Source organism: Flavobacterium artemisiae (assembly GCF_042678225.1).
Classification (GTDB): domain Bacteria; phylum Bacteroidota; class Bacteroidia; order Flavobacteriales; family Flavobacteriaceae; genus Flavobacterium; species Flavobacterium artemisiae.
On the sequence record NZ_JBHUDZ010000002.1, the window covers coordinates 331086 to 344659 of the forward strand.

Below are 13574 nucleotides of genomic sequence, written 5' to 3' on the forward strand. Positions count from 1 at the left end.
TAAGAATAATACGTGTATATTTGCCGCCGAATAAAATAAGTAAAGTATTCTCTAAGCTTTTTTTTAAGATTTAAAACTAAAATTTAATTGATTTTCGGCGATGAAATTCGTCATTAAGCAATAAGAAAGGTATGGATGGTAAAAAACAAATATTTCAGACAGTAACTCAAAAGCGCTGGAAAACTTTTCAATGGTCAAGCCGGCTTATATTATTCATTCTTGTTTTAATGATTCCTGTTTTTTTTCTCACTTTAAAAAGAGGATTAAAACCGCCATTACCGCTTTTAGCTAATAACAGCAAAGCAGGACGCACTTTAGAAAACCCGATTACACCAAAAAAATTAAGCGACAAAGAACTCAAAAAGTTTCAAGGGTTTGATTATTTTTTACGTGAAAAAAAGAAAATTGAAAAACTAAGAAAACAACCAATCTCACCAAAAACAAATGCAGAAGTTCGTGCTGCTTTTTATGTAGATTGGGATCCGCAGAGTTTGTTTTCTCTTGAAAAAAATATTGACAAACTCAATATGGTAGTTCCAGAATGGTTTTTTATTGATCCAAAAACCGATTTATTACGAACAGAAATCGATACCGCTGCATTGAAAGTAATGAAAAAAGGAAAGGTTAGAATTCTTCCTTTAATCAATAACATAAATGAATCATTAGGTCAAGGTGAATTTGACGGAAATCTTATTCATCGCATTCTTCATGATAAAAACAAAAGAGACCGACTTATTAATGACATTGTAAAAACATTAAAAAAATATGATTTACAAGGAATAAATATTGATTTTGAAGAGTTTAAAGAAAATAGCGATGAGCCGATAATTACTTTTCAAAAAGCATTATATGAAAAACTGAATCCACTTGGTTATTTGGTTTCACAAGATATTATGGCTGGAGATGATGATTTTAATATAAAGGAATTGTCAAAGTACAATGATTATATGTTTTTGATGGCTTATGATGAACATTTTGCCGGCAGTATTCCCGGAGAAGTCAGCAGTCAAAAATGGATTGAAAGTATTGTCGATAAAACAGCAAAAGAGATTCCGTCAGACAAGATTATTCTCTGTTTTGCGGGTTATGGATACGATTGGCAGGAAAAACAGGAAGGAGAAACAATTACTTACGATCAGGCAATTGCAATTGCAAAACAGCACAATGCCGTGATAAAATTTGATAACAACAGTTACAATAACTCTTTTAAATACACCGACAGCAATGGTAAAAAGCATGAAGTAGATTTTGAAGATGCAGCCACTAATTTTAATACGATAAGATTTAGTGACGAATATGGTTTAGCAGGAACTGCATTGTGGCGCTTAGGAAGTGAAGATCAGCGTTTGTGGAGTTTTTATCAGCGAAGTTTAACAGATGAAAGCATTAATAAAAAACCATTTGATTATTCAGTATTGAAACGTGTCAATACCAGAATCGAAAGTCCGGCTTACATTGGCGACGGCGAAATATTAAATGTTATTGCTGACCCTGCGCCAGGAAAAATTGACTTGGAAATTAATAAAGATGAAGACATTATCACAGAGCAGCGTTATGTTGAATTACCAACTAAATATGTAATAAGTAAATTTGGGAATGTCAATAAACAAGTCATTTTAACTTTTGATGACGGGCCGGATCCTACCTATACACCGCAAATTTTAGATATTTTAAAAAGAGAAAAAGTACTAGCTGTGTTTTTTGTTATCGGAATTCAGGCAGAAAATAATATTCCGTTGTTGCAGAGAATTTACAAAGAAGGCCACGAAATAGGAAATCATACTTTTACGCATCCCAATATTGCTTTGGTAAGTCCGGATCGCGCGGCCAAAGAAATGGAAACGACAAGATTGCTAATCGAAGCTGTTACCGGAAGAAGTACAGTGCTTTTTAGAGCGCCTTATAATGCAGATGCCGAACCAACTACAGAAGCCGAACTGAAACCAATTGCACTAAGCAAAGCACAAAATTATTATAGTGTTGGAGAAAGTATCGATCCGAATGATTGGGAAAAAGGCGTAAGTGCCGATTCGGTTTACATTAGAACCATAAAACAATATGAAGCAAATCCGGACAAAGGAATAATTCTGCTTCACGATGCCGGCGGCGACAGAGAAGCAACTGTTGAAGCTTTACCCCGAATTATTAAATATTTTAAAGACAGAAATATTCAGTTTACAACTGTGGCTCATTTGCTTGGCAAAACCAAAGAGGAGATTATGCCAGAAGCAAAAGGACCTTTTATTACGGTAGATAATTTTATTTTTGACTTTGGATATTGGTTTGGGCATTTTATTACGGCGACATTTTGGGTGGCGATATTTCTTGGTTTTCTGCGAATTGCTTTGATGGCGATTATGGCTTTTATAAAAAAAGGAAAAGATCATAAATATCCGCCTGTTTATAAGTCTTTTTCCGAAGGACTTCCTAAAGTGAGTATCATTGTTCCCGCTTATAATGAAGAAATAAACGCAGTAAAAACAATCGAAAATTTGCTTTTACAAGATTATCCCGCTTTTGATATTGTTTTTGTGGATGATGGATCTAAAGACAAAACTTTTACGATGATTAATGACGCTTTCGCGAATAATCCGAAAGTAAAAATCAATACGAAACCCAACGGCGGAAAAGCATCTGCATTAAATTACGGAATCAATTTAACGGAAAATGACTACGTAATTTGTATCGATGCAGATACACAGCTTAAAACGGATGCGGTTTCTCAACTAATGAAAGGCTTTACGATGCAACTGAAAAACAATCAGGAAATTGGTGCTATTGCCGGAAATGTAAAAGTTGGAAACGAAAATACCATGCTTACCAAATGGCAAAGTATTGAATATACAACGGCTCAAAATTTTGATCGACGAGCTTTTGATTTAATTAACGGAATTACGGTTGTTCCCGGAGCAATTGGCGCGTTTAGAAAAGAAGCAATCGAAAAAGCCGGCGGTTTTACAACAGATACACTTGCCGAAGATTGCGATTTAACAATCCGAATTTTAAGAAACGATTATCGCATCATAAATTGTATAGAAGCAGTGGCGGTAACTGAAGCTCCTGAAAGCTTGAAAGAATTTATGAAACAGCGTTTTCGCTGGAGTTACGGAATCATGCAGGCGTTTTGGAAAAACAGAGACGCCTGTTTTAATCCAAGATACAAAGGTTTAGGTTTGGTGGCTTTACCAAATATTCTGCTCTTTCAGATCGTGTTGCCTATTTTTGCGCCTTTGGCAGATTTAGTTCTTATTCTAAGTTTGTTTTGGAATTACAATGATCCGGACAGTCTTCATAAAATACTGGTTTATTATATTGCTTTTATGCTCGTAGATATGTTGGTCAGCGTCATTGCTTTTATTTTCGAAAAAGAAAAACTGACCAAATTGATATGGCTGATTCCACAGCGATTTGTATACCGACAATTGATGTATGTGATTTTGTTCAGAGCTTTAAGAAGAGCCATAAAAGGTGAAAGCCAAAGCTGGGGTGTGCTGACGAGAACAGGAAATGTGGCAACAGTGAAATAGTTTTTTGCCACGAATTTCACTAATTAGCACAAATTCTATATGCAAAATAATTAGTGAGAATTAGTAAAATTTGTGGCTAAAAAATAAAAAAGACCTCGTTTTTAGCGAGGTCTTTTACTGAAATCAAATTTCGTTTATTTTTTAACGCAACAAGCTTTTTTATCTTTTTTGTCTGCTGTCTTTTTACAGCAAGATTCTTTTTTTGCTTTCTCTTTTTTAGCAGGTTTTGTTTCCTGAGCGTTTAAGCCAATTGTGAATAAAGCAGCAGTAACGATTGTAATTACTTTTGTCATTGTGTTTTAATTGTTTTTTGTTAGAAAGATTATAATTGGTGAATCAAATATAAAATGATTTCGTATTTGTAAGAATAGTTTTGTTGTTAATGTTTTGATAAAAATAAGTTTTAATCAACGTTAAATGAACTTACATAACTTATATGGTTCAAAAAAAAATCAATAATTCAAATTAACCCCAAACCCGATTCCCATATCGCTGTCATAATGTGTCGTGATTCCGAAGTTTCGTGCAACAATATATTTCAGGCCAGCCATATATTCTTTATCGGTATTCCACATTAAATTCATGCGGAGACGTTGTGAAAGCGGAATATCTTTTCGTTCAAATTGTAAACGAACATTTCCATCCGTGTAAACCTCAACTTGCGCTTTTATCAGCATTGGTAAAGTATATTCTGCTCCTAAACTGAAAACCGAACGATTGTCTTTGGTGTTTTTTTGTCCGAAAAGATTTTGTTCCTGTTCGTCCATTCCCATTTTTCGGTAACGCCAGTCAAAACCAATAAAAGGCATTAAAATTTGATTTTTTCCGATGTATCGCCCAATATGAGTTTCGGTTTCATAACCATGTTTGTCATTATAACCCAATCTCCATTCGGTTCCAATGCTCCAACGCGTGTTGCTGTACATGGCTTCTCCGTCATTTCCATTCGTAGCAAAATCATTTTCGCCCATAAAATGAAACATGCGATCGTCCATTTTAAGCATTTTATAAGCCATTTCAGGATGATGAATCAACGGATTTGGAGCCGAATTTTCATAACTAAAAATCCTTCCCATTCCTGCCATCATGTGATATAAAATATGGCAGTGAAAAAACCAGTCGCCATCTGCATTGGCTTCAAATTCAATCGTATCGGTTTCCATTGGCATAATATCCAAAACATTTTTTAAAGGAGAATAATCGCCATGTTCGTTTAAAACCCTGAAATCATGTCCGTGCAAATGCATTGGATGGCGCATCATCGAGCCATTATATAATGTAATACGAACAATTTCTCCTTTTTTAATTAAAATTTTATCGGTTTCAGAAACTACTTTATTGTCTAAACTCCAAACATAACGATTCATATTTCCTGATAATTCGAAACGTAATTCTTTTACTGGTGCGTCTTTTGGAAGATTGGTTTTAAAAGGCGATTTCAGCATTCCGTAATTTAAAGTCACAATTTCAGAAGTTTCCATGCTGTCACTTTCCATTTTCATGTCTTCCATAGTATGATTTGCATGATCTATGACAGGTTTTGCATTTTCATCTTCACCCGAAATTTCAGGATACATTACAGCATTCATGTCCATTTTGTTGAGAGACATATTCATGCCCATATCGTTCATTTCGCCATTCATTTTCATCATATCGTTCATCATTTTCATCCCTTCAAAATATTTTAATTTTGAAAGATGATGAACAGGCTGTTTCTCGCCATTTCCTAAAAATAAAGAAGCAGATCCTGTTCTGTCTTCGGCTGTAGCCAAAAAAGCAAAAGATTTATTGTCTTCTGGAATCGTAACTACAACATCATAAGTTTCAGAAACCGCAATAATCAAACGATCCACTTCTACAGGTTCGACATCATTTCCGTCGCTGGCCACAACGGTGATTTTTCCACCACCATACGTTAGCCAGAAATAACTTGAAGCGCCTCCGTTGGCAATTCTTAAACGAACTTTTGAACCCGGTTTTAAATCAGAAAACTGTTGTTCATTTTTTCCGTTAAGCAAAAACTTTTCATAATAAACATCGCTTACATCCATCGCATTCATTCGTTTCCATTCGTTGGTTACTTTGGTCGAAAAATGTCCTTGTTTTATGGCTTCTGCATAACTCTGTGTTGTTCCTTTTTTGATAGCAAACCAGTCGTTGGCATTATGTAACATTCGCTGAATATTCTCCGGTTTCAAATCGGACCATTCGCTTAGAATAACTGGAATCGTCGGTAAATCGTCAATCCCTTTTCGGATAGTCGGATCGTCTTTTTTCTTATTGATAATGAAAAGTCCGTACAAACCAATTTGTTCCTGTAAACCCGAATGGCTGTGATACCAATACGTTCCGTTTTGAATAATCGGAAAAGTATATTTATGAGTTGTTCCCGGTTTAATCGGCATTTGTGTTAGATACGGAACTCCGTCTTCTTTATTAGGAAGAAATAATCCGTGCCAGTGCATTGCGGTGTCCTCGTTTTCCAGATCGTTATGCACATAAATTTCGGCGATATCGCCTTCGGTAAAAGTCAAAGTTGGCATCGGGATTTGTCCATTTACTGCAATTGCTCGTTTTTCTTTACCCGAAAAATTGACAATCGTATCGCGAACGTGCAAATCGTAACGTACGACTTTCTGGGCTTTCAGGTGAAAAGCGATTAAGAAAAATATAAAGAGGTATTTGATTTTCATGATAGATTTTAATTCGTTATAATTATTTTAAACACATAGAAACATAGATTTTTGTGTCTAAAAAAAAGAGAATAAAAGAAACTAGTTTCCACACATAGCTATGTGTATTAATGCAAGTGAAACGCCTTTACGCACAATGCAAACTATGTTTCTATGTGTTTAAAAAAATTTCGCCACAAACTACAATTTTAGATTTCTCAATCGCAAAGCATTTACGATTACCGAAACAGAACTTAAACTCATAGCAACCGCCGCCAACATTGGTGAAAGCAAAATGCCAAAGACTGGATATAAAATTCCTGCCGCAATTGGTACACCCAAAGTGTTATAAATAAAAGCAAAAAACAAATTCTGTTTGATATTTGACATTACAGCATGGCTGAGGTTTTTCGCTTTTACAATTCCGTTTAAATCGCCTTTGACCAAAGTAATTTTAGCACTTTCAATCGCAACATCAGTTCCGGTTCCCATTGCAATTCCGATATTCGATTGTGCCAAAGCAGGCGCATCGTTGATTCCGTCCCCGGCCATTGCTACAATTTTTCCTTGTGCTTGAAGACGTTTTATTTCTTTCAATTTATCTTCAGGAAGACAATCGGCTTTAAAAGAGCTCAAATGCAAATGATCGGCAACGGCTTTGGCTGTATTGTGATTGTCGCCAGTCATCATGATTACCTCAACGCCTTGGTCAATTAATTCTTTAATCGCTTTCGCACTGTTTTCTTTGATGGCATCGGTAATGGCTACAAAACCTAAAACTTCTTTTTCAATAGAAATATACGAAATAGTTTTTCCAAGATTTTGTTCGGCAGTTACTTTGTTTTCTAGATCTAAAGAAATAGAAACTCCGATTTCATCCATTAATTTTTTGTTTCCTAAAGCTACTTTTTTACTTTCGATAGCTCCAAAAACACCTTTTCCTGCAATAGTTTCAAAATCTTGAACTTCTTTTAATGAAGTATTTTTTGCTTTCGCGAAATTGACTACGGCTTGCGCCAAAGGATGCTCGCTATGTTGATTCAAAGAAGCGATGTTTTGAAGAAGAAAATCTTCGTCATTATTAATCGCAAATATTTTTTCTACAGATGGCTTTCCTTCGGTAATAGTTCCAGTTTTATCGGTTATTAAAACATCAATTTTATTCATGTTTTCTAGTGCTTCGGCATTTTTTATTAAAATTCCGTGCTGAGCTCCTTTTCCAACACCAACCATAACCGACATTGGAGTTGCTAATCCAAGCGCGCAAGGACAGGCAATAATTAAAACCGCAATCGCATTGATTAATCCGTAAACATAAGCGGGTTCTGGACCAAATTTCGCCCAGATAAAAAAGGTTAAAATAGAAATAATCACCACAGTCGGAACGAAATATTTAGAAACTCTATCGGCTAATTTCTGAATTGGAGCGCGAGATCGGCTCGCATCATTTACCATTTGAATAATCTGCGAAAGCATGGTTTCGGACCCTACTTTTTCGGTAATCATCACAAATGATTTAGTACCATTTATAGTTCCGGAAATTACAGCGTCGCCAACTTTTTTATCTACAGGAATTGGTTCTCCGGTAATCATCGATTCGTCGATACTGCTTTCGCCAGAAGTTATTTTTCCGTCAACAGGAATTTTTTCTCCAGGTTTTACGCGTAACAAATCGTCTTTTTGAATATTATGAATGGAGATTACTTTATCAATTCCATTTTCGACTAAAGTGGCTTCAGTTGGCGCTAATTTTAATAATTCTTTTATAGCGCCATTGGTTTGTCCGTGTGCTTTGGCTTCCAATAATTGCCCTAATAAAACTAAAGTGATAATGACCGTTGACGCTTCAAAATACAAATGAATGGTTCCGTGGTGCGATTTGAATTCGGCTGGGAAAATATCCGGAAAAAACATTCCGACAATACTGAATAGAAATGCAACGCTTGTCCCGATTCCGATTAAAGTAAACATATTCAAATTCCATGTCACAATTGATTTATAAGCTCGAACGAAGAACATCCATCCGGCATAAAACAAAACAGGAAGAGAAAACAAAAATTGAACCCAATTCCATTTTTCAATAGACATGATATTATATAAAGGATTGTTCGGAATCATTTCTGACATGGAAATAATGAAAATTGGAAGCGTAAACAAAATCGCAATTTTCATTTTCTTCCATAAATCAGAATAGGTTTTGTTTTCTTCATTTTCAGAAGCCTGCATCGGAACCAAATCCATTCCGCAAATCGGGCAATCGCCTGGTTCGTTTGAAACAATTTCCGGATGCATCGGACAAGTAAATTGTGTTGCGGTTATGGCAACTTGTGGTACCAAATCCATTCCGCAAACAGGACAATCTCCAGGTTTATTGTAGGTTTTGTCGCCTTCGCAATGCATCGGACAATAATAAACGCCGTTTGCACTATGCTGATGTACTTTTGTTTCTGTTTTATGATGATAGTGGTTCTCTTTTTTATGGCTAGAACAGCAAGATTTAGCTTCGCCGTGATTTTTAGGAGAATCCATTTCAATAGTATAATTTCCCGCCGCAGTTAAAATTTTCTGAAATTTTTCCGTCGGAACATGTTTGTCCATTGTTATGGTAGCTGTTGGTGGATTTAATGTTACTTCTGCCTGAACGCCTTCAACTTCGTTCAACGTTTTTTCGACTTTGGTTCGGCATCCGTTGCATGACATTCCTGAAATTATATATTGATGAGTCATTGTATTGGTTTTTAAGTATTACAATGCAAATTTCGGAACTATTAATGGGGACGGTTTGTAGAATTTTGTGAATGATTTGTAAGATTTACTAAACTATGGTTTTTAACCGCAAAGCGCGCAAAGGTTTACGCAAAGGACGCTAAGTTTTTTGTGTTTTGAGAAATTTAAAAAGTTTGGAAAGCTTTTTAAATTCTATATAAAACATAGCCCAAGGTTTCAACCTTGGGAAACGTATTGTGTTTCAATTTTTGTTTACCTTCCAATCTTTGTGTGCCCAAGGTTGAAACCTTGGGCTATGTTCTGAATAAATTGCGAAATGATTATTTAAAAAGTTAGCCACAGATTAAAAGATTATCACAGATTTTTAAAATCCTTTTAATCATTATAATCTGTGGCTAAATAAAATCTTTGTGCTCTTTGTGATTAAGTCTCTCGCAGATTCCGCAGATTGAGCAGATTTAATTTTTATTAATCAAAAAAATTTGCACAATCTGTTTAAATCTGCGAGAGAATAATTTTTCGCTTTTACGAGAAACTATATATTCTCAATCTGAATACGCTTTTTATCTTTTGACTGCTTGAAAGAAGTAGGAGTGAAGCCAGTAATTTTCTTGAATTGATTACTTAAATGCGCTACGTTGCTGTAGTTTAGAATGTCCGCAATTTCACTTAACGAAAGCTCATTATAAATCAATAATTCCTTTACTTTTTCAATTTTCTGGCTGATGAAATATTTTTCAATCGTGGTGTTTTCAAGTTCAGAAAATAAATTGCTTAATGAATTATAATCCTGGTTGAGGTTTTCTGCCAAATAATCTGAAAGATTGATTTTAAGATCATTATTTTTATGATGAACCAAATCGACAATCAGGTTTTTTATTTTTTCGATTGTTTTGGTTTTTTTGTCATCAAGTAAATCAAAACCTATTGTTTGAAGGTTTTTCAATAAAATTTCTTTTTGATTTTCATCGATTTCCTCTTTGATTTCGACTTCACCCAATTCAACAGAAGTAGGATGAAGTCCGAGTTGTTCTAACTCAGACTTCACTACCATTATGCATCGGCTGCACACCATGTTTTTGATGTAGAGCTTCATATTTATTTGATCGTTTCTACCACATTTCCGCAAGTCAGCATCGAAGAACCGTAATACGGATTCTTAACTGCTTTTTCTTTGCTCAACCAATCAGCATCGGCCATTGGGCAATATTGTTTGTAGATTGGCTGTTCTGGATTTGAAACTTTAATTAAATCATAGGTGTTTTTAGATAATGATTTAAAAGTTTCGCGTTGTTTTTTTAGATCTGTAGTAGATGAAATACTTTTAGCATCGGCAGTTAATTTTTTAACCACTTTCATCCAAACCGTATGTTCATTACTTTTTAGTTTGTCCATTTTAACTGCGGTAATTGCCGTTAATAAAGTTGCCGCTTTCGCCGAAGTCAATTTACTGTCACTTTTAATAAGTGCATCTTTTACGGCAAAATAAGAATCATAAACCGATTGAAGTTGACTTGCTTCAACAACTTCGTTTGTTATATCGATTGTTTTTGCCTGAATATTATTTGCAGAAAATAATAAAGTGATTACTGTTGCTATTGCTATGATTGATTTTTTCATTTTATTTAATTTAGAAAGAATGTTATTTTTTATAATGTTAGCTCTCGCAAAGACGCGAGGGTTCAAAGTTGTTTTAGTGTTTCTTTGTGAGAAAAAAATTCTGGACAAAACACATTTATGGCTATCGCAAATCGAACTAAGTTATTTTCGGCTTTAGCCAAATAGAAGTAAATCCAGAAGAAATGGTAGAATTACTATAAGATGAAATCGTGTTTTTTAAAGAAAAATTGAATACATCATTTTGTAAATCAAAATCATTTGAAGTTAAAATAACAAATTGCAAAGTAGAAGTTGTACAACCAGAATGACGACATTTTCCTTCGCATGAATGTTTTTCCTCTTTAGTAGTTTTCTTTTCACAGCATTTTTTAGAACAGCTGTTTTCTTCTTTAGCAGCAATTTCTTTTTTGTGTACCATATTACATGCATAATTATAACTAGGATTCAAAAAGAAACCCAGCGTTAGAAAAAGCATCAATATGTGTATTCTTTTGGTCAAAGAAATTGTTTTTAGAAGTACAAATTTAGTTAAAAAATATCCGAAGAAATACTTTTTAAGATTTCGATAACTAGAGTTTCTTAAAATCAGTAGGTTTCATATTTTTCCTTTTCTTGAAATAATTCGTCAGATGACTTTCATCGGTAAAACCAAACTCATACGCAATCTGTTTAATTGGTAATTGATTGTTATGAAATCTTTTTTCGATTAAAGTCATTCTCAAATTATGAATATATTCTCTATAACTGATGCTAAATGTTCTTTTGAAATAAGCACTAAAATACGTTTGAGCAATATTAAAATGTTCTGCAATTACTTTTACCTGAACCAGTTTTGGCTGATAAATATTTTGATGAATGTAATTCGCAATTTGTTCGTTATCTAAATGTGTCGATTGCATCTGCAGATTCATACACCGAATAGTTTCCTTAATCAAACCAAAAATCGAAAGAATTTGATAAAATACAATTGGAGAATTCGTCACATCAATATAACGATCGTAGGTTACAATATTTTCAACCGTATTTTTTAAAATCGTTTTGCAAGGTTCATCAAACTTCAAAACTGTTTCTTTTAAGATTTTGTCTCTCATGAAACTTTCAGGAGTATTTAAAAGAAATTCATCACAAGTCAGATTCTGTTTCGAATTGAAATAATTATCGGTGAATTTAATGAAAATGAAGCCTGTACTTTTCTTTATATCAAAATAATGTTCGTCGTCTGGCGAAATCACAAATAGATCTCCTGCTTTATACGGCAAAAGATTATTATTCAAATGATGAACACCGCTTCCCTTTTTGATATAGATGATTTCATAATAGGTATGCGTATGCGGGGGAAGATGAAATTTCTCTTCTTCAAATTCATCAAGTACTAGTGTTTTAAACTGATTTAATTTCGGCATAACTTAAATTTACAATTTAATATCACAAATATACAATTTCTAATCCGGCTAACGGTGTTAATTTTGTATCGTAGAAATCATTCATTCCTTTCTACTATTAAAACATATGAAAAAAAGTCTTATTGCACTCTCTTTAGGAGGGTTAACTATTGGAATTACAGAATTTGTAATGATGGGGCTACTCCCAGATATTGCTTCAGATATGAAAGTTTCGATTCCTGTTGCGGGATATTTAATTTCATCTTACGCGCTTGGAGTTGTTATTGGAGCGCCTTTATTAGTAATCGCAGGAAGAAATTATGCGCCTAAAAAAATGTTGTTGATATTAGCTTTAATGCTGGCGGTTTTTAATGCACTGTCAATTATTGCTCCCGATTATAATATTTTATTTGCTTCTAGATTTCTTTCGGGTCTACCTCATGGCGCATTCTTCGGAGTGGGAGCGGTAGTCGCAAGCCGTTTGGCAGATAAAGGCAAAGAAGCGCAGGCAATCTCAATCATGTTTGCTGGTTTAACCATTGCAAATTTGATAGGTGTGCCAATCGGTACTTATATAGGTCATCATTTTATTTGGCGTTACACTTTTGTTCTAATTGCAATTGTAGGTCTGCTGACATTTTTGGCAATTTATTTATGGATGCCAAATCTTGAAAAAGGAGAAAGTGTCAACATGAAAACGCAGCTTCAATTTTTTAAGAAAACAGAGGCTTGGTTAATTATCGGAATCACGGCAATCGGTTTTGGCGGTTTATTTGCCTGGATCAGTTATATTGCTCCTTTATTAATTAATGTGTCAGGATTTGCTCCAGAAGATGTTTCGACAATCTTGATCTTAGCTGGATTCGGAATGGTTGTAGGGAATTTTATCGGAGGAAAACTAGCAGATAGATTTTCGCCTGCACCAACCACTTTGGCTTTATTATTAGTAATGTCTATAGATTTGATATTGGTATATTTCTTTTCGTCAAATCAATATGTATCATTGTTTTTAACTTTCTTAACAGGAGCTATTTCTTTTTCTGTTATTGCACCAATTCAGATGCTTATGATTCGTACGGCGAAAGGAGCAGAGATGATTGCTTCTGCGTCGCTTCAAGGAAGTTTTAATATCGGTAATGCTTTAGGTGCCTTTTTGGGCGGATTACCATTGACGGCAGGTTTTAGTTATTCATCACCAAACTTAATTGGTGTAATAATGTCTGTTATCGGAATGATTATCACTTTTATACTAATGAAATCGCATCGCAAACAAGTTCAGTTGCAGCGTATTTAAATAAAAAACACTCTTTTTTTGAAAGTCCTTAACTTTTGTTGAGGACTTTTTTTTGTTTTTGATGTTTCTCTGATGGCTCTTACACAAGTATAAAAGTTTTGTGACGTCAGAAAATACAGTTTAAATTACTTGCCTTCTTCATCTCAAATTAATTTTTTTTCATTCGAATTCCAATTTATTAAGTGTAAAAATAACACCTAATAATTTCGTAATGTATGTTGATGTAATCGATTGTTTTTTTTGCAAAAATCAAATCAAATGATCGAATAATAAAAATATATTTAATATTTTAAGTAGAGATAAATTATATATGTCATATAAAAAAGGGATATATTTTTTGATATATAATTTT

General features: G+C 34.2%; 9 protein-coding genes. 2 read left to right on the forward strand and 7 right to left on the reverse strand.

What is annotated here, in order from left to right; all coding sequences use genetic code 11:
• Positions 1-131 precede the first annotated feature (131 nt).
• A complete protein-coding gene (locus tag ACFSC2_RS03400; RefSeq protein WP_379816211.1) occupies positions 132-3527 on the forward strand; it encodes a polysaccharide deacetylase family protein in 3396 nt (1131 codons plus the stop codon).
• A 134-nt stretch (positions 3528-3661) separates the two neighbouring features.
• Here ACFSC2_RS03400 and ACFSC2_RS03405 read toward each other — a convergent pair whose 3' ends face one another.
• The 7 genes from ACFSC2_RS03405 to ACFSC2_RS03435 all read right to left on the reverse strand — a co-directional run bounded on the left by ACFSC2_RS03405 (position 3662) and on the right by ACFSC2_RS03435 (position 11949).
• Positions 3662-3820: a hypothetical protein gene (locus ACFSC2_RS03405; protein ID WP_379816212.1), complete on the reverse strand. Its 159-nt coding sequence runs from the start codon at positions 3818-3820 to the stop codon at positions 3662-3664.
• Positions 3821-3979: 159 nt separating this feature from the next.
• On the reverse strand, positions 3980-6220 hold the full coding sequence (locus tag ACFSC2_RS03410; protein WP_379816213.1) for a multicopper oxidase family protein: 2241 nt from the start codon (positions 6218-6220) through the stop codon (positions 3980-3982).
• 180 nt (positions 6221-6400) lie between these two features.
• Complete coding sequence (locus ACFSC2_RS03415; protein WP_379816214.1) at positions 6401-8926, reverse strand: heavy metal translocating P-type ATPase; 2526 nt, start codon at positions 8924-8926, stop codon at positions 6401-6403.
• Between the two features lie 535 nt (positions 8927-9461).
• On the reverse strand, positions 9462-10022 hold the full coding sequence (locus ACFSC2_RS03420; protein WP_379816216.1) for a helix-turn-helix domain-containing protein: 561 nt from the start codon (positions 10020-10022) through the stop codon (positions 9462-9464).
• A gap of 2 nt (positions 10023-10024) precedes the next feature.
• The gene (locus ACFSC2_RS03425; protein WP_379816217.1) at positions 10025-10546 is read right to left on the reverse strand and encodes a DUF3347 domain-containing protein; all 522 of its coding nucleotides are present in this window, start codon (positions 10544-10546) and stop codon (positions 10025-10027) included.
• A 136-nt stretch (positions 10547-10682) separates the two neighbouring features.
• On the reverse strand, positions 10683-11045 hold the full coding sequence (locus ACFSC2_RS03430) for a hypothetical protein (RefSeq protein ID WP_379816218.1): 363 nt from the start codon (positions 11043-11045) through the stop codon (positions 10683-10685).
• A 70-nt stretch (positions 11046-11115) separates the two neighbouring features.
• Positions 11116-11949: an AraC family transcriptional regulator gene (locus ACFSC2_RS03435; protein ID WP_379816219.1), complete on the reverse strand. Its 834-nt coding sequence runs from the start codon at positions 11947-11949 to the stop codon at positions 11116-11118.
• A 106-nt stretch (positions 11950-12055) separates the two neighbouring features.
• Here ACFSC2_RS03435 and ACFSC2_RS03440 point away from each other — a divergent pair, with 106 nt between their 5' ends.
• Positions 12056-13222, forward strand: coding sequence for an MFS transporter (locus tag ACFSC2_RS03440; protein ID WP_379816220.1), 1167 nt, complete (start codon positions 12056-12058; stop codon positions 13220-13222).
• The last annotated feature ends 352 nt before the right edge of the window (positions 13223-13574 follow it).

What these genes read in the sequence shown, in the direction of transcription:
- ACFSC2_RS03415 (WP_379816214.1), bottom strand. Translation starts at nt 8,926, where the DNA reads ATGACTCATCAATATATAATTTCAGGAATGTCATGCAACGGATGCCGA.
- ACFSC2_RS03400 (WP_379816211.1), top strand. Translation starts at nt 132, where the DNA reads ATGGATGGTAAAAAACAAATATTTCAGACAGTAACTCAAAAGCGCTGG.
- ACFSC2_RS03425 (WP_379816217.1), bottom strand. Translation starts at nt 10,546, where the DNA reads ATGAAAAAATCAATCATAGCAATAGCAACAGTAATCACTTTATTATTT.
- ACFSC2_RS03440 (WP_379816220.1), top strand. Translation starts at nt 12,056, where the DNA reads ATGAAAAAAAGTCTTATTGCACTCTCTTTAGGAGGGTTAACTATTGGA.
- ACFSC2_RS03420 (WP_379816216.1), bottom strand. Translation starts at nt 10,022, where the DNA reads ATGAAGCTCTACATCAAAAACATGGTGTGCAGCCGATGCATAATGGTA.
- ACFSC2_RS03405 (WP_379816212.1), bottom strand. Translation starts at nt 3,820, where the DNA reads ATGACAAAAGTAATTACAATCGTTACTGCTGCTTTATTCACAATTGGC.
- ACFSC2_RS03435 (WP_379816219.1), bottom strand. Translation starts at nt 11,949, where the DNA reads ATGCCGAAATTAAATCAGTTTAAAACACTAGTACTTGATGAATTTGAA.
- ACFSC2_RS03410 (WP_379816213.1), bottom strand. Translation starts at nt 6,220, where the DNA reads ATGAAAATCAAATACCTCTTTATATTTTTCTTAATCGCTTTTCACCTG.